20 protein-coding genes and 1 pseudogene are annotated in these 23,574 nt (G+C 70.5%); 7 read left to right on the forward strand and 14 right to left on the reverse strand.

All coding sequences use genetic code 11. The features are described 5' to 3' along the window. Positions 1-133: 133 nt before the first annotated feature. From F0344_RS07000 to F0344_RS07020, 6 genes and pseudogenes are all read right to left on the reverse strand, one after another. Entirely contained in the window at positions 134-1,678 is a 1,545-nt protein-coding gene (locus tag F0344_RS07000; protein ID WP_185297949.1) for an RNA polymerase sigma factor, read from the reverse strand. 322 nt (positions 1,679-2,000) lie between these two features. Beyond that, positions 2,001-2,888, reverse strand: a complete 888-nt coding sequence (locus F0344_RS07005) for a FadR/GntR family transcriptional regulator (protein ID WP_308461006.1) — start codon at positions 2,886-2,888, stop codon at positions 2,001-2,003. 181 nt (positions 2,889-3,069) lie between these two features. Further along, positions 3,070-4,806, reverse strand: coding sequence for an ATP-binding cassette domain-containing protein (locus F0344_RS07010; RefSeq protein ID WP_185297951.1), 1,737 nt, complete (start codon positions 4,804-4,806; stop codon positions 3,070-3,072). Positions 4,807-4,927: 121 nt separating this feature from the next. Next, positions 4,928-5,692 (reverse strand): NUDIX hydrolase, encoded by a 765-nt coding sequence (locus tag F0344_RS35535; protein ID WP_258050248.1) that lies wholly within the window; start codon positions 5,690-5,692, stop codon positions 4,928-4,930. Positions 5,693-5,824: 132 nt separating this feature from the next. Continuing rightward, positions 5,825-6,319: pseudogene (locus tag F0344_RS36495) on the reverse strand (glycogen debranching N-terminal domain-containing protein); the annotation flags it as partial. A 115-nt stretch (positions 6,320-6,434) separates the two neighbouring features. Further along, positions 6,435-7,682 (reverse strand): DUF4192 domain-containing protein, encoded by a 1,248-nt coding sequence (locus F0344_RS07020; protein WP_374940069.1) that lies wholly within the window; start codon positions 7,680-7,682, stop codon positions 6,435-6,437. Positions 7,683-7,802: 120 nt separating this feature from the next. Here F0344_RS07020 and F0344_RS07025 point away from each other — a divergent pair, with 120 nt between their 5' ends. The 3 genes from F0344_RS07025 to F0344_RS07030 all read left to right on the forward strand — a co-directional run bounded on the left by F0344_RS07025 (position 7,803) and on the right by F0344_RS07030 (position 10,135). Continuing rightward, positions 7,803-9,020 (forward strand): IS701 family transposase, encoded by a 1,218-nt coding sequence (locus F0344_RS07025; RefSeq protein ID WP_185300799.1) that lies wholly within the window; start codon positions 7,803-7,805, stop codon positions 9,018-9,020. A gap of 67 nt (positions 9,021-9,087) precedes the next feature. Beyond that, positions 9,088-9,222, forward strand: coding sequence for a hypothetical protein (locus F0344_RS35545; protein ID WP_258049725.1), 135 nt, complete (start codon positions 9,088-9,090; stop codon positions 9,220-9,222). 520 nt (positions 9,223-9,742) lie between these two features. After that, a complete protein-coding gene (locus F0344_RS07030) occupies positions 9,743-10,135 on the forward strand; it encodes a cold-shock protein (RefSeq protein WP_185297954.1) in 393 nt (130 codons plus the stop codon). An 80-nt stretch (positions 10,136-10,215) separates the two neighbouring features. Here the strand turns inward: F0344_RS07030 and F0344_RS07035 are convergent, their stop codons facing one another. Both F0344_RS07035 and F0344_RS07040 read right to left on the reverse strand, forming a co-directional pair. Continuing rightward, entirely contained in the window at positions 10,216-12,375 is a 2,160-nt protein-coding gene (locus tag F0344_RS07035; protein WP_185297955.1) for a RecQ family ATP-dependent DNA helicase, read from the reverse strand. 342 nt (positions 12,376-12,717) lie between these two features. After that, entirely contained in the window at positions 12,718-13,479 is a 762-nt protein-coding gene (locus tag F0344_RS07040; protein ID WP_185297956.1) for a GNAT family N-acetyltransferase, read from the reverse strand. A gap of 420 nt (positions 13,480-13,899) precedes the next feature. Between F0344_RS07040 and F0344_RS07045 the strand changes: the two genes are divergently transcribed. Next, on the forward strand, positions 13,900-14,541 hold the full coding sequence (locus tag F0344_RS07045) for a hypothetical protein (RefSeq protein WP_185297957.1): 642 nt from the start codon (positions 13,900-13,902) through the stop codon (positions 14,539-14,541). A gap of 55 nt (positions 14,542-14,596) precedes the next feature. Here the strand turns inward: F0344_RS07045 and F0344_RS07050 are convergent, their stop codons facing one another. The 5 genes from F0344_RS07050 to F0344_RS07070 all read right to left on the reverse strand — a co-directional run bounded on the left by F0344_RS07050 (position 14,597) and on the right by F0344_RS07070 (position 20,031). Next, the gene (locus F0344_RS07050) at positions 14,597-15,202 is read right to left on the reverse strand and encodes a hypothetical protein (protein ID WP_185302549.1); all 606 of its coding nucleotides are present in this window, start codon (positions 15,200-15,202) and stop codon (positions 14,597-14,599) included. A gap of 83 nt (positions 15,203-15,285) precedes the next feature. Next, positions 15,286-15,996, reverse strand: coding sequence for a ribonuclease HII (locus F0344_RS07055; RefSeq protein ID WP_185297958.1), 711 nt, complete (start codon positions 15,994-15,996; stop codon positions 15,286-15,288). 355 nt (positions 15,997-16,351) lie between these two features. Further along, positions 16,352-18,253 (reverse strand): DUF4153 domain-containing protein, encoded by a 1,902-nt coding sequence (locus tag F0344_RS07060; RefSeq protein WP_185297959.1) that lies wholly within the window; start codon positions 18,251-18,253, stop codon positions 16,352-16,354. Positions 18,254-18,450: 197 nt separating this feature from the next. After that, positions 18,451-19,359: an ADP-ribosylglycohydrolase family protein gene (locus tag F0344_RS07065; protein WP_185297960.1), complete on the reverse strand. Its 909-nt coding sequence runs from the start codon at positions 19,357-19,359 to the stop codon at positions 18,451-18,453. 12 nt (positions 19,360-19,371) lie between these two features. Then, positions 19,372-20,031: a histidine phosphatase family protein gene (locus F0344_RS07070; protein ID WP_185297961.1), complete on the reverse strand. Its 660-nt coding sequence runs from the start codon at positions 20,029-20,031 to the stop codon at positions 19,372-19,374. 349 nt (positions 20,032-20,380) lie between these two features. Here F0344_RS07070 and F0344_RS07075 point away from each other — a divergent pair, with 349 nt between their 5' ends. Then, positions 20,381-21,058, forward strand: a complete 678-nt coding sequence (locus tag F0344_RS07075) for a TetR/AcrR family transcriptional regulator (RefSeq protein ID WP_185297962.1) — start codon at positions 20,381-20,383, stop codon at positions 21,056-21,058. A gap of 66 nt (positions 21,059-21,124) precedes the next feature. Here F0344_RS07075 and F0344_RS07080 read toward each other — a convergent pair whose 3' ends face one another. Further along, complete coding sequence (locus tag F0344_RS07080; RefSeq protein ID WP_185297963.1) at positions 21,125-21,730, reverse strand: YdbC family protein; 606 nt, start codon at positions 21,728-21,730, stop codon at positions 21,125-21,127. An 89-nt stretch (positions 21,731-21,819) separates the two neighbouring features. On the opposite strand from F0344_RS07080, the gene F0344_RS07085 reads away from it, so the two are divergent. Both F0344_RS07085 and F0344_RS07090 read left to right on the forward strand, forming a co-directional pair. After that, positions 21,820-22,776, forward strand: coding sequence for a DUF1152 domain-containing protein (locus F0344_RS07085; RefSeq protein ID WP_374940145.1), 957 nt, complete (start codon positions 21,820-21,822; stop codon positions 22,774-22,776). A gap of 125 nt (positions 22,777-22,901) precedes the next feature. Then, entirely contained in the window at positions 22,902-23,438 is a 537-nt protein-coding gene (locus F0344_RS07090) for a TerD family protein (RefSeq protein ID WP_185297965.1), read from the forward strand. The last annotated feature ends 136 nt before the right edge of the window (positions 23,439-23,574 follow it).

Below are 23,574 nucleotides of genomic sequence, written 5' to 3' on the forward strand. Positions count from 1 at the left end.
GGCGACTCCTGACGCTGCGGTGAGCAAGGTCCACCCAGAGTCATCCAGTGCGCCCCGCGCCGCACGCGCGCGAAAGGCCGAGGGCCCGGTTTCCCCCATGGGGTCCGGGCCCTCGGCCTGCGTACGCTGCGGCCTAGTCGAGGTAGTCGCGCAGCACCTGCGACCGTGACGGGTGGCGCAGCTTCGACATGGTCTTCGACTCGATCTGACGGATGCGCTCACGCGTCACGCCGTAGACCTTGCCGATCTCGTCGAGTGTCTTCGGCTGACCGTCGGTGAGACCGAAGCGCATCGAGACGACGCCCGCCTCACGCTCGGAGAGCGTGTCGAGCACCGAGTGCAGCTGCTCCTGGAGCAGCGTGAAGCTGACCGCGTCGGCCGGAACGACCGCCTCGGAGTCCTCGATCAGGTCTCCGAACTCGCTGTCGCCGTCCTCACCCAGCGGGGTGTGGAGGGAGATCGGCTCACGGCCGTACTTCTGGACCTCGATGACCTTCTCGGGGGTCATGTCGAGTTCCTTGGCCAGCTCCTCCGGGGTGGGCTCACGGCCCAGGTCCTGGAGCATCTGGCGCTGCACGCGCGCGAGCTTGTTGATGACCTCGACCATGTGCACCGGGATACGGATGGTGCGGGCCTGGTCGGCCATGGCCCGGGTGATCGCCTGACGAATCCACCAGGTGGCGTACGTGGAGAACTTGTAGCCCTTGGTGTAGTCGAACTTCTCGACCGCGCGGATCAGACCCAGGTTGCCCTCCTGGATCAGGTCCAGGAACAGCATCCCCCGGCCGGTGTAGCGCTTGGCCAGGGAGACCACGAGTCGGAGGTTGGCCTCCAGCAGGTGGTTCTTGGCGCGGCGGCCGTCCTCGGCGATGATCTCCAGCTCGCGCTTGAGCTTCGGAGCGAGCTTGTCGGCGTTCGCCAGCTTGTCCTCGGCGAACAGGCCCGCCTCGATGCGCTTGGCGAGCTCGACCTCCTGCTCCGCGTTGAGGAGCGGGACCTTGCCGATCTGCTTCAGGTAGTCCTTGACGGGGTCGGCCGTGGCGCCGGCGACGGCGACCTGCTGCGCAGGTGCGTCGTCCTCGTCGTCATCGGAGAGGACGAAGCCCTTGCTCTCGCCCTCGCCCTCCTCTTCCTCGCTCTTGCCGGCCTTGACGTCCTCGGTCGACTCGTCGCCGTCGAGGATCTCGTCGTCCTGCTTGCCGGACTTCTTCGCCGCTGTCTTCTTGGCTGCCGTCTTCTTCGCGGCAGTCTTCTTGGCAACCGTCTTCTTGGCTGCCGCCTTCTTGGCCGGAGCCGTCGCGGTGGCGTCGTCGGCCACCGCATCGCCCTCGGCCGCCGGGGCGGCAGTGGCCGCGACGGTCCTCGTCACGGTCGTCTTGGCCGCGACAGTCTTGGTGGCGGTGCGCTTGACCGGGCTCTTCGCTGCGACGCTCTTGCGGGCGCGCTTCGGCGACTCCGCGGCACTGACCATCAGCGTCACACCCTCTTCCTCGAGGATCTGGTTGAGGCTGCGCAGAACGTTCTTCCACTGGGTTGGCGGAATCTGGTCAGCCTCGAAGGCCCGACGCACGTCGTCGCCGGCGATCTGCCCATCAGCCTTTCCCCGCTCGATGAGCGCCATCACAGACTCGGACTCGGCGATCTCCGGCGGGAGCGTACGGGATGTGCTGGCCGACACGAACAACCTCTCGGAACGATGGAAACGGCTTCCGGCCCGGCCCTCGAAGGGCTGGAACCGACGACCGTCGGCTGGGAATGTTGCCGACGGCGCGGGTTTGGCCTCAGAACTGCACAGCGCACTGGGTAGCTGCTGTATTCCTTCCGCGACGGTCACCTCTTAAGTCATCGCACTGTTTCGAGGAGTGTTACGCCCAATCCGCGTGGCCCGAGTCACACCCCATGTGCGACGAACAGTGCCAGAGGTGACATCTCTCCACAATTGTGCCGCCGGATCGGGGTGATCCGGCGACGCCCGGCCCGCGCACCCGGCCCTGCCGCGCTCAGTGCTCGCGGGGCGCGGGCACAACGCGCGGCTCCGCTTCCGGACGCGGCTCCACTTCCGGGTGAACCGTGAGCAACTGGCGCATCGCGAGCTCCGCGCCGGCGGAGTCGCCGGTGGCGAGGGCCTCCACGATCCGCGCATGATGGCCGAGCGATGCCTCGGTCGGCCGGTCACAGCCGGTAATGGGTGCGCCGGAGACCTGGAGCGCGGCCGAGACGATCCCGGAGAGGTGCTCCAGCATGCGGTTGCCCGCGGCCTGGATCAGGAGGGCGTGGAACTCGGCGTCGGCGCGGGAGAAGGTGATCCCGTCACTCTGTGCCATCGCGTGCCCCATGATCTCGACCATGTCGCCGAGGCGCTGCTGGAGGTCCTCGCGGCCGTGGCCGGCGGCGAGCCGGGCGGCCAGCGGCTCGATCGTCCACCGCAGGTCGCCGAGCTCCCTGCGCTGGTCGTCGCGCGACGGGCCGAACGCCCGCCATTCGATGATGTCGGGGTCCAGGAGATTCCAGTCGCTGACCGGACGGACCCTGGTGCCCACGTTCGGACGGGCACTGACCAGCCCCTTGGCCTCGAGAACGCGCAGCGACTCGCGCACGACGGTGCGGGAGACCTCGAAGCGCTGGCCGATCTCCTCCGGCACAAGCGGGCGGTCGGCCCCCAGATCCCCGGAAACGATCATCTGGCCCAGCTGCTGGACGAGTTGGCCATGGAGGCCACGGCCGCGGCTGGCCGCCCCTCGTCGGCTCGCCCGTCCCAACTCGGAATCGGCACCGCCCCAGGAACGCAGCGCGGCGCGTTCGCCGGCCGGCGCCTCCGCGTAGGGATAGCGGTCGAGTTCGCCCGAGCCGGCGAGGCCGGATTCGACGGTGCGGGCGGCGGTCATCATGGTGTGCGCAAGGGTACTCACGCATCCTTTGTCGGCGCGGCTCGCTCACCCCTTGAGGTCTTTGGTGAAAAGCACACGAAAGGGTGATCGGCGCCTACCCCGCAATTGACGACATATATGCATAAAGCGGGCATTTCGCCAGGATTTGCAGGCCGTCTACCGCTATCCGTCCCGCCCGCGATCACCAACGGGCCCTTCCCCGAAGGCTGGTGATCACATACGCGCAGATCAGGGCCGACAACGACAGGGAAAGCGCCGCCCCCACGGGCTGCGCCACGACCTTCACGACGCCGAGCAGCCACCGGTCCGCTTCGTACGGCCACTCCAGCCAGGTCAGTTCGCGCAGCCTGCCCGGAAGCCCGGTGACCGAGCGGGCGGACGGACCCGCCAGCACTTTCTGGACGAGTGGGACGACGAGAACGGGAACGGCCAGAACCGCGGCAATACCGGCTCCCGTCACCCGGAAGACGCCCGCGGCCAGCAGTCCCGCCCAGGCGCAGCCGACGGTGAGGCCTGCCCAACTCGCCGCCAGCGGAACGGCGTTCGACGGAACCTTGACCAAGTCTCCGCCGTACAGCAGCCGCAGGACCTGGGCGTCGGCCAGCACGACCAGCGCCGCCAGCAGAAGCCCGACCCCCGCGGAGACGACCAGCTTGGCCAGGAGCAGACCGATCCGGCGGGGGACGGTACCCCGGCCGGCCGCGAGCGCGGGATAGCGGAACTCGTCCCCGAAGGAGAGCGCCCCGAGCAGACCGGCTCCGAGTGCGGCCGGAGGCAGCGGCAGCAGGGCCGGCCAGGCGCCCAGGAGCTTCGGCAGCGGCGTTCCGCCGGAGCGGGCGAGCAGGACGGACAGTCCGGCGGAGACCACCAGAACGGCCGCCATGATCATGGTGGTTGTCCGCACACCGAACAGCCGGCGGAGCTCGTAGCGGAGCGGACGGAGCGGGCCACGCGCCGGACGTACCGGAATGGGCGGGGGAAGTTCGGAGAGGGCGACGGACGAGTCCGGCCGCTGTCCGGCGTCCGTTCCGGACGCTGCGGGGGGACCTGCGTCACCGACCTCGTCCGCGAGTTGGTGGACGGGGACACCGTGCCGGAACGCCGTGTCCCCGATCTCCGCGCAACTGCTCCCGTACACCGACAGCCGGCAGCTCTCCTCGGCGACGACCTCCACGGAACGCCGCGCGGCGCGCGCCTCGCGGCCGACCACGGCGGCGAGGCGGGCGGCCTGCGGAGTGCGGACCGCGACCCGTGGGCGCAGCCGCGTACGGGAGAAGTCGGCGACGTCCTGGTCCGCGACGAGACGCCCTTCGTCGATGGTGACGACGCGGTCGGCCGTGCGAGCGGCCTCCTTGGGATCGCTGGTGGTGTGCAGGACCGTTCCGCCCTTGGCGGCGTGCGCGCGCAGCAACCCGTACAGCCAGCTGGCCTCGCGCGGCGAAAGCCCGTCCGCGGGCTCGTCGAGAACAAGGGTGTGCGGGTCGCCCAGGAGCGCCGAGGCGAGGCCGAGCCGGCGGTCCATACCGACCGAGAGGGTTCCGATGCGCTGGTCCCCGAGTCCGGCAAGGCCGACCACTTCGAGCACGTCGTCCGCCCGGGACGCGGGCACACCCGCGGCGGCGCAGAGCATCCGGAGCTGGCCGCGGGCCGTACGGGAAGGATGGCCGGGTACGTCCCCGAGGAGCACCCCCACCTCACGCGGGGGGTGGCCGATGCGATGCAGCGGCCGTCCCCGGAAGTAGGTGACGCCCCGCCCCGGTTCGAGTTCGAGCATCAGACGCAGGGCGGTCGTCTTGCCGGAACCCGGGGCACCGAGCAGGGCGGTGACACGGCCGGGACCGGCTTCGAAGGTCAGATCGGCCACGGTGGGCGGAAGGTCGCGGTGGGGGCTGCTGGTGAGTCCGATGGCCTGGAGCATCGCTTCTCTCGCGGGAGGTGAGACCGCTCGGCGGCTGGGTGGGTACCGCAGCAACATAACGCGATAATTCAGACTTTTCGTGCAGCGAGCGCCTACGGGCGTTCCGCAGGACGTCCTGAGGTCAGACTTCGGGCCTCAGCATCGGCGGGTTGAGTACGGTGGCCGCACCCGCACGGAACAGCTGGGCGGGGCGGCCGCCCTGCCGGGTGGTCGTCCCTCCGGACGGCACCAGGAAGCCGGGAGTCCCGGTGACCTTGCGATGGAAGTTGCGGGGGTCGAGAACCACGCCCCACACGGCCTCGTAGACCCTGCGCAGCTCGCCGACGGTGAACTCCGGCGGGCAGAACGCCGTGGCCAGCGAGGAGTACTCGATCTTCGAGCGGGCGCGCTCGACGCCGTCGGCGAGGATCTGGGCATGGTCGAAGGCCAGCGGCGCGGATTGTTCGCCCTCGCGGCCGAAACCTCCCTCGGGACCGAGCATGTCCTCGACGGGCGCCCAGCGGGCGCTGTGGGCGTCACCGCCCGCGCGAGGGGCCGGCAGGTCGGGAGCCAGCGCGAGATGGGCCACACTGACGACCCGCATCCGGGGATCGCGCTTGGGGTCCCCGTACGTCGCGAGCTGCTCCAGGTGTGCGCCGTTTCCGACAGCGGGGGCCGACGGATCATGGGCACACAGCCCGGTCTCCTCGACCAGCTCACGAGCGGCCGCCGCGGCGAGGTCCTCGTCGGCCCTGACGAATCCGCCAGGCAGCGCCCATCTGCCCTGGAACGGTGACTCACCCCGGCGCACGACCAGTGCGCAGAGCGCGTGACGGCGCACGGTGAGCACAACCAGATCGACGGTGACAGCGAAGGGCGGGAAGGTCGACGGGTCGTAGGGCGGCATGCCGTGATCATAGTCGTCTGCCTGACGATAAACAGTCTCTTCGCGATGCTCGTCGTCAGCGGATTCGCGATGTCGGCGCGAGGGGAGGTTTGAGGGGAGGCGGCGGCGCCTGCGGGCGGCCCGGCGTCTTCGCTCGACGGTGATCTCGGGATCGGGCCCGGTGCCGCCCGCCGTACGCACCACGCCCGGGAACCGCGCACCGTCGGAGGTGAGCAGGCCTCCCTGCACGGCGATTGGTTCGCGTCCGCCGATACGCAGGTGGCAGCGGGAGAGCAGCCTGCGGCCGGACCGGTAGAAGCCTTCCCGACCCTGTCCGCTGAGCTGACCGTGTTCGTCGGAGACGGCCATCGACGAAAGGGCGACACAGATGACCGCCTGGTGCGCGGAGAGCAGCTCACCAGGGCGCTGGTCCGCGCCCGGAACAGGATCGGCAGCCCCCGCGGCCCGCACGGACGGAACGGATGGAGCGGGTGGAGCGGGTGGAGCGGCCTGGACGCACGGCACCGGCCGGACGGGCGGGATGGGCACGACGGCGGTGCCGGGAGCCGTCGGCGTGGGACGGCCAAGGTGGGTAACGGGTGAGGGGACCGCGGACTCGGGGTCTCCGGGAGGGACGGTGAGGGCCATGGTGGTCTTTCCGTGCCGTCCGTGCGCTCCGGACAGCCGCTGTGTCTGCGACGCCACGGGTCGTGCGACTCCGCCACCCCCGTGAACGGCTCCATGGGCCGCCCGGTCACGGCTGTCATCGCTCGCTCCTGCTGCCACGCCGGCCCTGGCGCCTGGATTCCCGTGCACGGCGGCGCACCACCACGGCTCCGGGGCCGCTGTCCCCCGGCGCGGTCCTCCGCCGCCGCGTCGCCTGCGAGGGAACGGTGCGTGCTTTGGGCCGCCTCCCCGTACGCCGTCCATCGCGGGCGCCCTGCCCGCCACGGACTTCACCATGGTCATGACGGTCCGCAGCGGCGCCGCGCTCCCCCCGCAGGCAGCGCCGCAAGGTCTCCGGGGCGAGACCCTCGTTGCACGCCTGGTGGAGCAGTTGAGCGAAGGTGTAGTCGGGGTCGGCGCGCAGTGCGAGCCCCAGAGCCACCCTGGCCGCCGGTTCGTCGCCGGTGGACCACGAGACCCAGCCGGCGAGAGTCAGCGGAGCTGCCGCGTGCTCCACATAGGGGCCGACACAGCGGCGGGCGAGCGCCCTCCACAGCCGCAGCGCCGACGCCGCCTCCGGGCCTTCCATCCATTCCGCCGCCTTGTCCCTCGTCTCCCGGTCCTGGAGCCCGAGAATCACGGCGGCGGCCTCGTCATGGCTGATCAGACGGTCGTCGTTCGTGTCCGCGGCGGACGGTGGTCCGGAGGGAGCCCGGCCGAGACGGTCCATGAGCGCGTGGGCGAGCTCCAGGGTCTCCCCCGCCACTTCGACCCGGCCTTCGGTGTCCAGGATCCTGGACACCAGCGCGACACCCGCCGAGTCGAGTGCCTGTTGCTGACTGTGCGCTCCGGCGGTGTCCAAAGGGGCGAGCCGCGCCTCCATGTCGCGCAGCGATCCACGTACATGAATGCCCGCGTAGGCCGCTGCCGCCGCCATGACCGTCGTACCCGGCAGGGCCAGTGGGTTGCCCTCCTCCGGGCAACACCGGGCGTCCGGGCAGCAGTACGACCAGTAGCGGCCCCCGGAGATGCAGAGCGCTTCCAGCACGGGCACGTCGAGCGTCCCGCAGGCCGTACGCAGCAGTTGCGCGAACGGCCTTAGTCGTTCCTTCGCCTGATGTCCCGTCACGCCTTCCTCCGGGTCCCGGCAGAGGAAGAGGACGATCGCGTCGGGCCGGGATCCGCGCCGCTCGCTGCCCGAGACCAGGCACTCGGCAAGCTGGTCGGCGACGGGCCCCCACTCCTGGGGCGACTGCGGAATTCCGAGCCTGAGCCGCCCGCCGAAACGCCCGCGTCCGCCGTGCAGCGCCACCATGACCACGCTGTCGCTGGGGTGGAAACCCATGAGGTACGGAAGGGCGTCGGCGAGCTCGGCAGGCCCGCGCAGGGTGATCTGCTGCTCGTCGGCCGGTACTACAGCCGGTCGTTCACGTGACGTGATGATGATCGGACTCGTTGGCGGTGTATGGGGCTGATGCTGCCGCCGGGTCTGGTCCGGCGTGATGAGTTGACTGCGGACGAGGTCCGGTCCTGGGATGCGGATCTGGAGGCGCTGTGTGCGTCGGTGGATGACGTGTTCCGTCGGCCGGCCTCGCGGGAGAACCTGCGGGCGCTGGTGCGCGGGCTGTTGTCGGATGTGCCGCGCAAGAACATGTGGCAGGTCGCGGAGGCGGCCGGGCATGCCTCGCCGGACCGGTTGCAGGACTTCCTGGCCCGTGCGTCCTGGGACGCCGACGAACTGCGGGATCATGTACGGGAGTTCGTGGTGGACTCGCTGCGGGCCGAGGACGCGGTGCTGATCGCGGACGAGACCGGTGACATCAAGAAGGGCACCAAGAGTGCCGGGGTGGCCCGTCAGTACACCGGTGTCACCGGACAGGTCGAGAACGCCCAGGTCAGCGTGCACCTCTCCTACGGATCCTCGCGCGGGCGGGCGATCATCGACCGGGAGCTGTATGCCGGGCGGCACTGGGCGGGCCGCGGCGAGGAACACCGCCGACGCTGCGAGGAGGCCGGGGTGCCCGAGGAGCGGGCCCGCACCGTGGTCACCAAGCCGGAGCTGGCCCGGCGCATGGTCGAGCGTGCTCTTGCGGCAGGAGTGGCCTTCACCTACTTCCTGGCCGACGAGCTCTACGGCGGCTCGCGGTCGCTGCGCGCCTGGCTGGAAGAACACCAGGTCCACTACGTGATGGCGATCCCGAAGAACGAGGTCCTCACCCTGGCCGACGGCCGCACCCAAGAGGCCCGGCAGCTGTGGGCGAGAGTTCCCGAGACGCTGATGGAGCGACGCAGTTGTGCGGACGGGGCCAAGGGCCCGCGCGCCTACGACTTCGCCGTCGTCGACCTGGCCGACACCGCCGCCGGACTGAAGCGCACCCTGCTGATCCGGCGATCCCCGGTGCCGAACAAGAAGAACAAGGCCGGTGAACTCGTCCGCGAGGTCGCCTACTTCCTGTGCCACCACGCCCCCGGCGCCACCCTGGCCGATCTGGTGATCGCCGCTGGTCAGCGGTGGATGGTCGAGGAGACCTTCCAGGCCGCGAAGAACGAAGTCGGCTTCGACCAGCACGAGGTCCGCAAGTGGTGCTCCTGGTACCGGCAGACCACGGTGTGCATGCTCGCTCTGGCCTTCCTCTCCGACGTACGGAGCCGACGCATACCAACCCACCGGGCCACCACCTGACTCCATCGGCCCGACCAGCGAACGAGAGGAAGTCGCCGTCCCGCTGTCCCTGAACGAGATCCGCCGCATGTACGACCGCATCGTCCTGGCTCCCGCCCGCGCCGCCAGGACCTGGCTCGCCCTCCACTGGAACCGCTGGCGCCGCCGACACCAGACCAGAGCCCGCATCAGCCACTACCGCCAACGAGACCACTCACCGTGACAACACCGGCTGTAGTACCGGTCCGGTGGATTCGTGGTGCTTGTTCATGGGATGACCGTCCCGCGAGTGGCAGAATTCCGAAACCCCCTGTGGATAACTTGCCCACAGGGCCCGGTCCGCCCGGTCGGATCAGCAATCCCGCCGGCGTCAGGGTATGGAAGACCGTGAGCGAGCCGAAGCTCGCCACGGTCACCGTGAATCCGGCGATGACGGGCCGCAGGAGAGCCGGTGGCAGTGCGGTGCACAGGCATAGCAAGCTGGTGAGCACGACCGGTTGGGCTCCGGCGGCGCCGTTCTCCGCGGCGCTCCGGGAGGTTTCGGGAGGTTTCGGTGAACATCCGGGGATCCATCCCCGGAGGGCCACGAGCTCGGCGAGCGAGTAAGGCGTAGCTCGCACGAGGGGGAGGGACGGGGCCCTCGCCCGCCTACCGGAATCCCCGCTACGCTCTGACCCGGATTCTCGGGCAAGGCCCGAACGGGTAAGGGGCCCATGGTGGTGGGAGTGGTGGTGGGAGATCGAATGGTTGCTGGTCGTGTGGTGCGTTTCGACAGCGTGCGGGGATACGGATTCATCGCACCGGACACCGGCGGGGACGACGTGTTTCTGCACGTGAACGACATGCAGATGTCCGAGGAGTACGTGCGCCCCGGCGTGAAGGTGGAGTTCGAGATCGAGAACGGTGAGCGCGGGCCGAAGGCCTCCGCGGTCCGCCTCGCGGAAGGAACGGAGGGCAGGCCGCCGCAGCCTCCGTACGACGATTCCCTGTGCGACGTACTCACGGCGGACGAGTTCGAGCGGGAGGTCACCGAGGTCCTTCTGGCGTCGGCCCCGTCGCTCACGGGTGAGCAGATCCTGCAGGCCCGCACCGGTCTGGCGCAGTTCGCGAAGAGCCACAGCTGGACCGAGGGCTGAACGAACGAAGACGGATCGCCGAGGCGCGGCCACGGCCCGGTGGCGAGACCTCCTGCCGGGCCGTGCCGTACGAGCTGCCCTCACCCCGCCGCGGCAAGAACCAGGGGAAGGACCTGTTCACCGCCTGCCTGGCGGAGCAGCCGGGCGGCGACGGCCAGCGTCCAGCCCGAATCGGTGGAGTCGTCCACGAGCAGGACCGGGCCGGGAGTGTTCGCCAGGGCGTCTGCCAGGTCCTCGGGGACGGCGAAGGCACCGGACAGCGCCCTGAGGCGTTGGGCGGAATTGCTGCGGCGTGCCGCGTGGGCGCCGCCAGGCGCCGTGTACGTGAGGGTTCCCAGGAAGGGAAGGCGGCCGATGGTCGCGATGCCCTGGGCGAGGGACCCGACCAGTTGCGGCCGGGACATGGACGGTACGGCGACGATTCCCACCGGCCGGGCAGCGGCGTCCGGGCTCTGGGACGCCCAGCCCCCCGGAGAGCGGGCCCAGTCGGCGAGGACCGCCACAGCGGCCCGCAGCACGTCGTCCGGGACCGGACCGTCGGGAGCGTTCTCGGCAAGGAGCGGGCGCAGCCGGTTGCCCCAGCCGATGTCCGAGAGCCGCCCCAGGGCGCGCCCGGTGGAGCACTGTTCCTTGGCCGGGATGCGTCCCTTGAGATCGATACCCAGTGCGGGCATTCCCGTCGGCCACATCCGGCGCGGCTCGATCTCCACCCCGGGCCGGTCCAGTTCCTTCGCCGCCCCGGTCAAGGTCTCCGCCGAAACGGAGGAGTCGGCCCAGGCCCCGACGCAGTTGTCGCAGCGTCCGCAGGGGGTCGCCCCCTCGTCGTCCAGCTGCTGGCGCAGGAACTCCATCCGGCACTGGGACGTGCTCACGTAGTCGCGCATGGCCTGCTGCTCGGCGGCCCGCTGCTTGGCCACCCACGCGTAGCGTTCGGCCTCGTACACCCACTCGGCGCCGGTGGCCGCCCAGCCGCCCTTGACCCGCTTGACCGCACCGTCGACGTCAAGAACCTTGAGCATCGACTCCAGGCGGCTGCGCCGAAGATCGACCGCAGCCTCCAGAGCCGGTACGGACAGGGGCCGTCCCGCGTCGGAGAGGGCGGCGAGTGTCTGTCGTACCTGGGTCTCGGGCGGGAAGGCGGTATCGGCGAAGTAGCGCCAGATGGCCTCGTCCTCCTTGCCCGGCAGCAGCAGTACGTCGGCGTGGGCGACGCCGCGCCCCGCACGCCCCACCTGCTGGTAATAGGCGATCGGTGAGGAGGGCGAGCCGAGATGGACCACGAAGCCCAGGTCCGGCTTGTCATAGCCCATACCAAGTGCGGAGGTCGCGACCAGCGCCTTGACCTTGTTCTCCCGCAGGTCGATCTCGGCCTGCAGCCGGTCGGCGTTCTCCGTCTTCCCGGTGTACGAGGCCACGTGGAACCCGCGCTGACGCAGGAAGGCGGTGGCCTCCTCGGCCGCGGCGACGGTGAGGGTGTAGATGATCCCCGAGCCCTGCAGCTCGTCCAGATGCTCGGCGAGCCAGGCCAGGCGGTGGGCGGCGTCCGGCAGCTGGACGACACCGAGCCGCAGGCTCTCTCTGTCGAGGGGCCCCCGCAGCACCAGTGCCTCGCCCGCTCCGGTGCCCAACTGCTCCGCCACGTCAGCGGTCACGCGCGCGTTCGCGGTCGCGGTGGTGGCCAGCACCGGCACACCGGCGGGCAGCTCTGCCAGCATCGCCCGCAGCCGCCGGTAGTCGGGGCGGAAGTCATGTCCCCAGTCGGAGATGCAGTGTGCCTCGTCGACCACCAGCAGGCCGGTCGTGGACGCGAGCTTGGGCAGCACCTGATCACGGAAGTCGACCGAATTGAGACGCTCCGGGCTCACGAGGAGCACATCGGTCTCGCCGCGCTCGACCTCCCCGTAGATCGTCTCCCACTCCTCCGGGTTCGCCGAGTTGATGGTGCGCGCCTGGATACCGGCCCGCGCCGCCGACTCGACCTGGTTGCGCATCAGCGCCAGCAGCGGCGAGATGATCACTGTCGGGCCGGAGCCGCGCCGTCGCAGCAGAGCGGTGGCCACGAAGTACACCGCCGACTTGCCCCAGCCCGTGCGCTGCACCACGAGCGCACGGCGGCGCTCCTGCACCAGGGCCGCCACCGCCTGCCACTGGTCCTCACGCAACCGCGCGGAACCTCCGGGGTCACCGACGAGCTCAGCGAGGATGGCATCGGCTTCGGAGCGGAGTTCCACGTTGTCCATGCCCCCATGCAACCTGATGGCACTGACAATCGGCGACTTCACCCCGCGTGACTGCGTCCTCACATGCGCCGGTATCACCGGCTCCGGGGAAGAATGGCCGCCATGACGACATGCAGGAAGTGCGGAGGGCAGAAGCGGCGTTGGCCTCGTTCGTGCTCACGATGCCGTAGCGAGTCGGACCGGGCGGAGGCGACCGCTGAGGCGGGTGAGCTGGCCGCGGAGCTGGGCGTATTCGGCTGGATGGGCCGTGGGATCGCGACAGGGCTGCGGGTTCTGCTGCGTGCTCTCGACTGACCGGGCCGTCCGGGCGCACGCGCTTCCGGTGCGGGGTCTGTCCCGCGATCAGCCCCGTTCGAAGCAGTGAAAGCGGCCGATGACGGAGAATCCGCGGCGCTCGTACCAGTGCCGTGGCCAGTCCGTCGCGTCAGCGGTCAGGAAGCGGGTCCCGCAGCCCAAGTCGGCGGCCAGGCGCAGAGCAGTGGTCAGGACGGCATCGCCATAGCCCCGACCGAGGTGGGCCTCCGAGGTGACGAGGTCCTCGATCTGAGCCGTACCGGTCGCCCGGTCCACGTAGAGGTCGGCCCACGAGGCCACCTCTCCCTCGTGCGTACGGGCTCCGACGAAGTGCACGAGGTCGGCCCCGCGGTGGCGGGCCTCCCTGCGGTCGACGAGGTGGCGCACGACCTCGTCCCCCACGTCCGGTAGAAAGCCCTGCCATCGCCGGGTGAGCGGGGCACGTATCGCGTCGAGATCCACCACCTCCGCGGCTCCGCCCGGCGGCACCGGACCCGTGTGCAGCATGACCAGACAGACGGAGTGCGTGTATCCGGCACGGGCCAAGGGCTCCACGCACGCCGCTCCGGCCTCGTCGTCGAGGACGGAGATCAGCCGGTGGGGCAGATGCCCGAGCGCCTCGTCCGCGAGGCCGGGCAGTGCCGCGGCGTCGACGACCGTGTCGATGACGACCTGGTTGTTCCCCCGGGAGTGCGCGAAGGCGTCGTCATATACGGCGAATCCGCCCGGAAGGCCGACGCCGCGTGCGGCCTGGCGGCGGGCGAAGGCGGACAGGAAGGCGGTGATCCGGTGCAGTTCGGCATGCGACATGGCGGGAGCGTAGGCACCCGCGCACCAGGGCCGCCTTCGAATTACCCTGGGCCGGAAGGGCCTTGCCGAGGGGGACCTTGCCCGGAGGCGGACCGTCCGGCTCGGACCCTCCGGCGTCGAACCAACACCCACCGCTACTGCGTCAGGGCTGCACAGAGCGGGCCACATGGCGTGTTTCCGCTGGTCCTCGCTGTTCGAACGTGACAGGTGGAGTCGCACTGGCACACTCTGGGCAGGGATATCAGTGTCATTCCGGCTGATTCCCGTCAGCCGAGCCAATTGCTCGTTGCCGCCTGCCGGTAGGCCAGCAAGAATTGGAGTCGCTCCCCGCACGGTCTTTTCGCGGCCCGACTGGGCCGTGCAGTGGCGCGCCCCCACCCGACCCTGCCCGCACCGTGGGCGCGTAGCGAAGGGAGGACCGTGACCTTCGGATTCTCTCCGTCCCAAGCCTCTTCGATGCCAACGTCCTCGGTGTCCGCAGGCTCCGTCAACAGCCTTGCCCGAACGCTGGAACCAGCCGAATGGGCCTCGGCCGGCATACCCCTGCTGCGGAGCCCACGAGAGGTCGTCAGCGGCCTGCACGCCCGCCATCGGCCGACTCCCGCGACCGCGGTCGTCGCCGTCCTCGACCACGAGGAGCGGCTCACCGCCAGCGCCTCGTTCGCCCGGCGGACGGGCGTGGCTGCCGACGGGTGGGAGTTCCGCAACGCCCTGCTGGCTCATCTGCGCCGGGTCCTCCCGCACGATCTGCGCCGCCGCGCTCCCATCCGTACCGCGGTCCTTCTCTACTGCCGCGAGGGCGACGAGCGCTGGACGGAGGAGGACGGTGCGTGGATGTGGGGACTGCGGGACGCCTGCACGCTGCACGGGCTGCGGTGCGGCGCGTACATCACTCTCACCCGGGGAGGGTGGCAGGTGCTCGGCGAGGGCCGGGGCGGGCGTCGGCCCAGTTCCGTATCACCGGCCTCGAAGCTCTCCGAGGCATCCGTGGATTCTGATCCGGCCCCGCAACGCACCGGCGGCGGGGCGGTGGACGCCCTGCGACGGACCGCCGCCCGCTGAGAACCCCACGGTCCCGGCCCCCCTCTACGGGCGGCCGGGACCTACGGAGTACGGCTCAGACTCCCGCACCCAGCACAGCGTTGATCTTCTGCGAGTCCCCGCACACGATCAGCAGCGCGTCGGCGCGGCCGCGGGCCACGGAGAGGGCGTTGGCGGTGGCGTCGTCGACGTCACCGTTGACCGCGACCACGACCACCGGGCGGGACGCGGCCCGGCCGGCCGCCGCGAGGTGAGCGAAGAAGACGTCGTCGCCGGCGTCGTGCTGCGCCCAGTAGGCGGCCTCTCCGAAGGAGATCTCGTGCGCCGTCCAGGGGTGCACCTCACCCGTGGTGAGGACCAGGATGTCGCCCGGCGCGCGCCCCGAGTCGAGCAGCAGGTCGACTGCCTCGTCGGCCGCGTCGAGGGCGCCGCCGGCCGGAGCCGGGATCAGCTGGAGCTGCGGCGCGGAACGATTCTCCGGCTGGGCCGGGCCCGCGTCGGGAGCGGCAGGGGTGGGTGTGGGCTGCGGGCGCGGCGCCGGGGGCGCGGGCCGCGCGGGACCGGGGCCCGGACGTCCGGGGCGCGGCGTGGCCGCGGAACGCGGGCCTGGTACGGGGCGGGGGGTCGGCGCGGTGCGGCCGGCGGCCGGCGTGGCGCGGGGACCCTGGGCACTCTCGGGAATCTGAGGCTCCTCGGGGGTGAGGCGTGAATGTGACGTTCGAGCGCCGACGCTTCGGGCGTCGGCGGGTGGGTACGCGTGCGCGATCAGAAGTCGAAGCCGAGCTGGCCCCCGCTTTCCAGTGCAGCCGCCTCGGCGGAGAATCGGACCTTCTTCAGGTGCTGCCACCTCGGCAACGCATCAAGGTAGGACCAGGAGAGGCGATGGTGGGGCGTGGGCCCCCGCTCCTCCAGTGCGGCCCTGTGTACCGGCGACGGGTATCCCGCGTTGGCGCCGAAGGCGAAGTCCGTGTACTCCCCGGATTCCGCGCCGAGTTCGGCCATCATCGTGTCCCGGTGGACCTTGGCGATCACCGAAGCCGCTGCCACGGCGATACAGGACTGGTCCCCTTTGATCACCGTACGGACCTGCCAGGGATCTCCCAGGTAGTCGTGCTTGCCGTCGAGAATCACGGCATCCGGCCGAACGGGCAGACCGTCGAGGGCCCTGACCGCCGCCAGCCGGAGCGCCGCCGTCATGCCGAGGTCGTCGATCTCCTGCGGCGAGGCGTGTCCCAGCCCGTAGGCGGTGACCCAGTTCTCCAGCAGCGGAGCCATTTCGGCGCGGCGTCTGGAACTGATCAGCTTCGAGTCCGTGAGCCCTTCCGGGGGTCGGCGGAGCCCGGTGACGGCAGCGCAGACGGTGACGGGACCGGCCCACGCTCCGCGTCCGACCTCGTCGACACCGGCGATGGTCCTGGCACCGGTGGTAGCGCGCAGTGAGCGCTCGACGGTGTGCGTGGGTGGTTCGTACGGCATGGCGCCAGCAAGCGTACGCCGACCGCAACGGCAAGAACACCCCGGGGCACCCGGTCTCCCGCGACTTCTCCCGACGCCGCCGCCCGGCAGGCGTCCGCCGTACGCCGTGAGGGGTCTGCGGGGCGCCTGCCGAGCGCCTGACGTGTCGCGTGGCACCACTTCGGACACCGCTCGGCGACAGCGCCGTCAGCGGTCGCCAGAGCGCGGAATCGGCGTCATGATCCCGCCGCAGTCGCGGGCCTCGTCCAGCGGCGGCAGCCCGCACGCGGCACTTCGCCCCGTCCGGGAGCGGCCGGCGGGTCGGGGGGTCGGCGGGTCGGTACGAGTGCTGTACCGACCCGCCGACCGGGAGCCGTCAGTAAGGGTCGTAGGGGTCGTAGAACTCGCCGTCGACGCCTTCCCCTTCGCCGCCCCTCTCGCCGCCCCGTTCGCCGCCCGTCCCGTAACGGCCCACCCCTTCGCACTCGTCCGCACGCTCCAGCGCGCTGCGTTCCGCGAAGATGTCGCGCGCCCGCGTCACACCCCAGCTGGAGGCGTACCAGGGCTCGTCCGAGCGGTCGAGGTTGCGCTCGATCCGGGCGAGCGCGCAGGAGCGCAGCGGTTCCGGCAGCCTGTCCAGTGCCGGTACGGCATCGGCCGAGAGCGTCCTCAGATAGTCGATGTCGATGGACTTCTCGTCCTCGTGCCGCTGGACGTTCTGCTCCGCGATCAGCCCGTCCGGCGAGACCAGGCCGAAAGCGAGCACACCGACGGCGGCACTCACGGCGACAGCGCGCGGGAGCAGCCGCGCACCGAACACGCCCGCGGCGATGATCAGGACCAGCACCACGCCGAGCCAGAGCTCCATGGCCGCGACGGAGATGCGCAGCCTGGTGAGGCCGTACGCGTCCACGTAGAGGTCCATGCGGCGCAGCGCCGAGGCGACGACCACGAGGGTGAGCACGCACAGGACGCCCAGCACTCCGCGTACCAGCGTCCGGTCCCTGGGGCCGCCGCGCGGCGCCCAGCGCAGGGCGAGCGCGATCACGAGAAGCGTGAGCAGGGTGGCCCACAGCAACTGCCAGAAGCCCTGGCGCGCGTACTCCGCGTAGGAGAGGTCGGTCTCGGCCAGCACCTTGTCGTATCCGCCGAACAGGACGGCGAGCTGGAGCGCGATGAACGCCGCGAAGAGCAGATTGAGGACAATCAGCGGAAGCGCCCACTCCACCCTCCCCCGGGCGGGGCCGGGCGTGATGGTGACCTGATCCCAACGGGCCGGGGCTGCCGCGGTGTACGCCGCGGCCAGTGCGCCGACGACACCCAGCAGGAACAGGAAGACCCGCCACGGGCCGTCCCCGATCGACACCTCGGGGACGAGGTTGCCCAGCAGGTCGGCAAAGGCCGCGTCGGCTCCGGCGAACAGCGTTCCGAACACGATGAGCAGCAATACGGCCACCGCCGTCGTACGGAGGACCATGCTCCAGCGCTCGCGTGAGACCTCCGCCTGGGACCGCAGTCCTCGCCACCCCCATCGCAGGCCGGGAACGGCCGAGCCGGCCAGGCCGACCGAACCGAGGAAGATGCCCAGCCAGTTGCGACTTCCGTGCAGCGCCAGCGAACCCAGCGCCAGAGCGGACACCAGGGCGAGGAAGGTCGGCCAGCCGGCGTCCCGGAGGGCAGGCACCGCAAGCAGCGCCAGGCCCCCGACCGCCCAGGTGAGCGTCCAGGGGCGCGGCCGCCGCCCCGCGTGGAGCGCGGCGAAGAAGGCCGCGAGCGCGGCCGGTACCGCGACGATCAGGAGGTTCGGGCCAAGGCCGTCTCCCAGCAGGACGGCGCTGAGGAGCCCGGTGGCGAGGACGGACCAGAGCGTTCCCGCCGGCACTCGAATCGAGGGACCCGGGTGCAGACGGGACCGCGCGCCCGGGGGCCGTACGCCGTGCCACGGATTGGGCTGCTGCCGCTGCCCCGGAACCGGGCGGGCGGGACCGGGGCTCCCGGGATGCGTGGGTGCGGGACCGGGGCTCCCGGGATGCGTGGGTGCGGGACCGGTTCGGTCGGACTCCGCGCCTCCGGTCACCGGCGACGCGCCGGTCCCTTCCCCCGCTGCCCGTGCGCGCGTGGGGCCGGCCCCGGAGACAGCGCCGGCCCCGGGGGTAACACTCACCTCAGGAGCAACGCTCACCTCGGGCGACTTTGACAGTCCGGATGACGTGGACAGTCGGGGTGACGTAGGCGTATCGGGTCGGCTCGGCTCGGCCTCGGACGGTTGATCGGACATTGGGACCCCTCCCCCACCGGGCCCGCTCGCACGGCAAGGAGGCGGCACGATCGCCCCGGCGTCTCGTTCGGCGCATGCCACTGACAAGATCAATGAGTGGCGGCGTGGCCGAAAGGGTATTCCTCCCGCGGCACGCCCCGCGGCCATGGACCGTGCTGTGGCAGGACCGTGACAGTGGACCCGGCCGGGGCGGGTTGTCAGCCGCGCGTCACGTCGAGCCAGGGCGGCGGCTCTTCCGTCTGCGCCAGCCAGTCGGCGGGCGGCGCCCCTGCGGCACCGGCCGAGACCACACCCCCGACGATGGCGCAGGTCGTGTCGACGTCACCACCGGCCTGGGCTGTCACCCAGAAAGCCTGCTCGTAATCCCCGAGACTCCGCGCCGCCGACCACAGGGCGAACGGCACGGTGTCATGCGCACTCGTCCGTCGCCCGTTGCCGAGAACGGCCGCCACCGTCCCCGCATCCCGGTAGTCGAGCATGTCGCGCGCCCGGCGCAGCCCCGCGCCGACCGCGCTGCGCGGCACGAGGGCGATGACACCGTCGAGAAGGTCGCCCGGTGGCGGCCGGCCTCCGGGCGCGGCGGCCAGCGAGGCGGCGGCGGCGACCGCCATGGCGCCGACGACCGCCTCACGGTGCTGGTGCGTCGTGTAGGAGGAGATCTCGGCCTGGTGAACGGCCTGCTCCGGGTCGTCCGCATACCAGGCGCCGAGCGGCGCGATACGCATGGCCGAACCGTTGCCCCAGGAGCCCTGACCGTTGAAGAGCGCGGACGCCAGCTCGCGCCAGTCGCCACCTTCCCGGACCAGTCTGAGCAGCCTGTTCACCGCGGGGCCGTATCCACGGTCGAAGTCATGGTGCCGGGCAAATGAGTGAGCGAGCGCGTCCTGGTCGATACGTCCGTGCTCGGCGAGCACGGCGAGCACGGAGGAAGCCATCTCGGTGTCGTCGGTCCACTGCCAGGGACCGGGCGGCAGAGCACGCCGTTTGAGCAGTGGATAGTTGACGGGGACGAAGAACTGGGAGCCCAGGGCGTCTCCCACGGACAGCCCACGCAGGCTGGCCAGTGCGCGTTCGAAGCGCGGGTCGGAAGAAGAATCAGCGGTCATCGCTCTGCCACTCTATCCGGTGATGCCGTACGGCTCCGGGGTGCGCCAGCGCTCGAACGGCCGGTCAAGCGCGTAGCGGCCGTCCTCACCCAGTACCAGGGTCCGCGTCTCCGCGTTGCCCGGGTTGGACAGCGACTCGAATTCCGCCACCGACCAGTGGAACCAGCGCATACAGAAAAGCCGCATGGTCAGCCCGTGCGTGACCAGCAGGACGTTCTCCGGATGGCTCGGGTCCTCGAAACTCCGGTACAGGCTCTCGAGGAACGCCCCGACCCGGTCGTACACGTCGGCCCCGGACTCGCCCTGGGCGAAGCGGTAGAAGAAGTGGCCGTACGCGTCCCGGTACGCCTTCTGCAGACGTACGTCGTCCCGGTCCTGCCAGTTCCCCCAATCCTGCTCGCGCAGTCTGGGCTCTTCGCGCACCCGCACCTTGTCCGGGTCCAGGCCGAAGAACCTGAACGTCTCGTGGGTCCGGCGGTAGGGCGAGACGTAGACACTGACCCGCTCGCCCTCGAACAGTTCGCGCAGCCGGACCCCGGTCTCCCTGGCCTGCCGCGACCCCTTGGCCGTGAGCCTCAGTGCGTGGTCGGGCTCCCGCTCATACACCGTGTCGTCGGCGTTGCCTTCGGACTCACCGTGCCGGACGAGAACAATGCGCTGCGGTCGTGCCATGCCACGACCCTAGGCCCCGCACGCCTCAATCGAGCAGTTGTCCGGACTCCATCCGGCGTATGTGACCAACGAAACGGCGGCGGAGAAGCCTGTCGTGGGATACCACGACGAGCGCACCCGACCAAGCAGACGTCACGCGTTCCAGAAATGCCGACGCGTTCACCTGGGCGCACGGTGAAGGAGACACCGGCGAGCAGGAGCCGGTCCCCGCGGGACACCGTCATGTCGCGCACAGCGATCTGAGTGGGCAAGAGCACCTCCAGCGTGGACGTCGTCCCGCAAACGCATCCAGCATCGCATTAAGAGGAGTGTGGCACACTTGGCAGCATTAACGCGACAAAAGTAGCAATTGACGAATGAACGGGCTTCCCCACCGGCCGGACCGGATTCCGCCCCCGGCTCCCGCCGTCCGGGCGGCCGCACAGCACGCACGCGAGCCGCCGTCCGCGACGCCGTCCTCACCGGTCTGACCGAGCACGGCTATCCGGGTCTGTCCGTGGAGTACGTGGCGGAACGGTCCGGCGTACACAAGACGACCCTCTACCGGCGCTGGGGCGGCCTCGAAGGGCTCGTCGTCGATGCGCTGGACCTGGCGGGTGAGGACAGCTGGAAGCCCCCCGAGACCGGCTCTCTGCGCGATGACCTGCGCGCGCTCACCCGGGAGACGGCAGCCTCGTTCGCCGATCCGGCCGCGGCGGCCGCGCCCCGCGCGTTCATCGCCGCGGCGTTCCAGTCGGCGAAGGCGGCCGACGCGCTGCACGCCTTCTACGCCGAGCGGTTCCGACGCTGTGAGTCCGTCGTCCTGCGGGCCGTCGAGCGCGGCGAGATCCCGCGGAGCACCGACGCCGGCGCGCTCGTCAGGGCGGCCACCGCCCCGCTGTTCCTCCGTCTGTTCGTCACCCGCGAACCGGTCGACGAAGCCCTCGCCGATCAGTCGGCGGACGGTGCGCTGGCGGCAGCTCTCGCGGGCGTGTTCACCACGCAACCAAAGCCCCAGCTACAGCCAGAACCCCAGCCCCAGCTGTGACCGTCGCCGCTACGTCGCCCCGCCCGCGTGTGCCCCCGTCACCCGACCGGCGACCGGCGACCGGACTCACACGGTCCACAGCGGCTGGAGCTCCACCACGTCCCCGGTCAGCTCCGCCACGTCCGTCTCGGTCTGCGCCCGCTCCGAGAGCCGCTCCACGCCTTGCGGCCGGTACTTGCCCCGCTCAGCGCTCGACTGCCACATCGACAACACAAGAAACTCGTGCCCCGGCGCTTCCCCGAACATCCCGCGCAGCATCCCCGGCGATCCGGCCATCGCGGGATTCCACACCTGTCGCTGCATGAGCGAGAAGTGCTCTCCGCGATCTTCGTGCACCCGGCTGTGCGCGACTCTGACCACATCCGCGTCGGTGAAGTGCGGTTCAAAACCCGTCTTCACGTCGAAGCGGTACTCGAAGAGCTTCACCTGCATGTCCCGGTACATCCCGGACTGCGCCGCGGCCAACCGGTCGTGACCGCGCGCCATGAAGGAATCGTAGAAGACTCGGTTCTCCCAGAACGCGAAGACATGAGCCACGTCCGGCTCCCTCCGGCTCCATCCCCCGCTCTGTCCCCTGAACCCCGGCTCACCCAGCAGCCCCGTCCACTTCCGCTGCCCCCGCTCGAACCCATGACGGTCCACGACGGTGCAGCGAATCCACTTGACCAGCACCGCGCCATCGTACGGCGCCCGGCATGGCGCGGGTCACGCTACGACGGAGTCCACCCGGGGCAATCCCCTCCGGTCGCAGAATGATCACCATCACCGCGCTGCACGCCAATCCCCTGTTCGCCCGGCTCGAGACCTCCAAGCGTGTTCTCGTCGCCGGCGCCGGCGGTGGGTTCGACATCTACGCGGGACTTCCCGTGGTGCTTTCCCTGATGCATCAGGGAAAACACGTCCAGCTCGCCAATCTCACGTTCAGCGCGATCGAGGGGCTCCCGCTCGACGAATGGCTCGCGCCCGACGTCGCCGCAGTCGGACCGCGAAGCTCGCTCCACCAGGCGTACTTCCCGGAACGCACCCTCGCCCAATGGCTCGAACTGCACGGCTATCCCAGCACGGTGCACGCGTTCTCCCGCGTCGGCGTGCAGCCGCTCCGCGCCGCCTACCGCGCGTTGATCGACGCCTACGACATCGATGCCGTGGTGCTCGTCGACGGCGGTACCGACATCCTGATGCGCGGCGACGAGACGGAGCTCGGCACCCCCGAGGAGGACCTCACCAGCGTCGCCGCGCTGGCGGGCATCGATGTGCCCGAGCGCCTGGTCGTCTCCATCGGCTTCGGCGTCGACGCCTACCACGGGGTGAGCCACGGCCTCGTACTGGAGAACATCGCCGCTCTGGAACGCGCGGGCGCCTACCTGGGCGCGTTCTCCGTGCCTCGTGCGACCCGTGAAGGAGCGCTCTTCGTCGATGCCGTGGCGCATGCCCAGCAGCACACCCCCCAACACCCCAGCATCGTCAACGGTTCGATAGGCGCAGCCGTCCAAGGAGCTTTCGGGGACGTCCAGTTCACTTCACGCACCCGTGGGAGCGAGCTGTTCGTCAACCCGTTGATGACGCTCTGCTTCGCCTTCGAACTGGAGGGACTGGCCCGGCAGTGCCTCTACCTCGACCGCATCGAGAACACTCACCTCATCCGCCAGGTCAGCTCCGCGATCGAGCTGTTCCGCGAGGAGGTCGTCCAGCGGCCCCCGCGCCGCATTCCCCACTGAGCGGCCCGGACACGACCATGGTCCGATTGCGTCGCCGCCCACCAAGGCGGTTGGATTCACCGACAGTTACGGTCATGATCGGGCGGTGAGATCGGTCCGCCGCCCGGCGCGAGGAGGGAAGTCCGATGAGCACGCCCAACAAGGACATCGACAAGGTTGAAGTCAGGCTGAAGTGGGACCCCAGTACGACCGGCGAGCCGGCACACGACCTGGACATCATCGCGGGGCCGTACACCACGGACGATCCGTACGGCAGCCCCGCCTATCTGGTGCACTTCGACAGCCGCTCACCGGACGGCACGATCACGCTCAACCGGGACAGCAGGACCGGCCAGGGGCTCGGATTCGACGAGATCATGACGATCGAACTGGACCGGATGGCCGAGACGTACGCCCGGGTGATCGTCGGGATCGCCATCCAGCAGCGGGACGGCCGGAAGACCTTCGGCGACATACAGCGCACCGGCGTACAGATCCTCGAGGGGTACACGAGCCTCTCGGAGAGCGACTTCTCGGAGGTGTCGGGGGCCACTGCGGCGGTGGTCGCGGTGTTCGCCCGGGACAGTTCCGGCGCCTGGACGTTCCACTCCGAGGTGCGTGGCTTCGACGGCGACCCTGACGAGTTCGCCGCTGCCATGGGAAGCCGGACCCCGGGCGACTGAGCGGCGGTCGCCCCCACGGACGCCGCGGCCGCGCGGGGTCGGGGGCAGCCGGTTCCGGTCGGCCGTACAGCGCTCAGGGCGGTGGCGCCGAATATCGGCTCCACCGCCCTGGGCAGGTGTTCTACGCCCTGACCGG

Source organism: Streptomyces finlayi, assembly GCF_014216315.1.
GTDB classification, from domain to species: Bacteria; Actinomycetota; Actinomycetes; order Streptomycetales; family Streptomycetaceae; genus Streptomyces; species Streptomyces finlayi_A.

What these genes read in the sequence shown, in the direction of transcription:
- F0344_RS07005 (WP_308461006.1), bottom strand. Translation starts at nt 2,888, where the DNA reads ATGATGACCGCCGCCCGCACCGTCGAATCCGGCCTCGCCGGCTCGGGC.
- F0344_RS07010 (WP_185297951.1), bottom strand. Translation starts at nt 4,806, where the DNA reads ATGCTCCAGGCCATCGGACTCACCAGCAGCCCCCACCGCGACCTTCCG.
- F0344_RS35535 (WP_258050248.1), bottom strand. Translation starts at nt 5,692, where the DNA reads ATGCCGCCCTACGACCCGTCGACCTTCCCGCCCTTCGCTGTCACCGTC.
- F0344_RS07020 (WP_374940069.1), bottom strand. Translation starts at nt 7,682, where the DNA reads ATGGGTTTCCACCCCAGCGACAGCGTGGTCATGGTGGCGCTGCACGGC.
- F0344_RS07025 (WP_185300799.1), top strand. Translation starts at nt 7,803, where the DNA reads ATGGGGCTGATGCTGCCGCCGGGTCTGGTCCGGCGTGATGAGTTGACT.
- F0344_RS35545 (WP_258049725.1), top strand. Translation starts at nt 9,088, where the DNA reads ATGTACGACCGCATCGTCCTGGCTCCCGCCCGCGCCGCCAGGACCTGG.
- F0344_RS07030 (WP_185297954.1), top strand. Translation starts at nt 9,743, where the DNA reads ATGGTTGCTGGTCGTGTGGTGCGTTTCGACAGCGTGCGGGGATACGGA.
- F0344_RS07035 (WP_185297955.1), bottom strand. Translation starts at nt 12,375, where the DNA reads ATGGACAACGTGGAACTCCGCTCCGAAGCCGATGCCATCCTCGCTGAG.
- F0344_RS07040 (WP_185297956.1), bottom strand. Translation starts at nt 13,479, where the DNA reads ATGTCGCATGCCGAACTGCACCGGATCACCGCCTTCCTGTCCGCCTTC.
- F0344_RS07055 (WP_185297958.1), bottom strand. Translation starts at nt 15,996, where the DNA reads ATGCCGTACGAACCACCCACGCACACCGTCGAGCGCTCACTGCGCGCT.
- F0344_RS07060 (WP_185297959.1), bottom strand. Translation starts at nt 18,253, where the DNA reads ATGTCCGATCAACCGTCCGAGGCCGAGCCGAGCCGACCCGATACGCCT.
- F0344_RS07065 (WP_185297960.1), bottom strand. Translation starts at nt 19,359, where the DNA reads ATGACCGCTGATTCTTCTTCCGACCCGCGCTTCGAACGCGCACTGGCC.
- F0344_RS07070 (WP_185297961.1), bottom strand. Translation starts at nt 20,031, where the DNA reads ATGGCACGACCGCAGCGCATTGTTCTCGTCCGGCACGGTGAGTCCGAA.
- F0344_RS07090 (WP_185297965.1), top strand. Translation starts at nt 22,902, where the DNA reads ATGAGCACGCCCAACAAGGACATCGACAAGGTTGAAGTCAGGCTGAAG.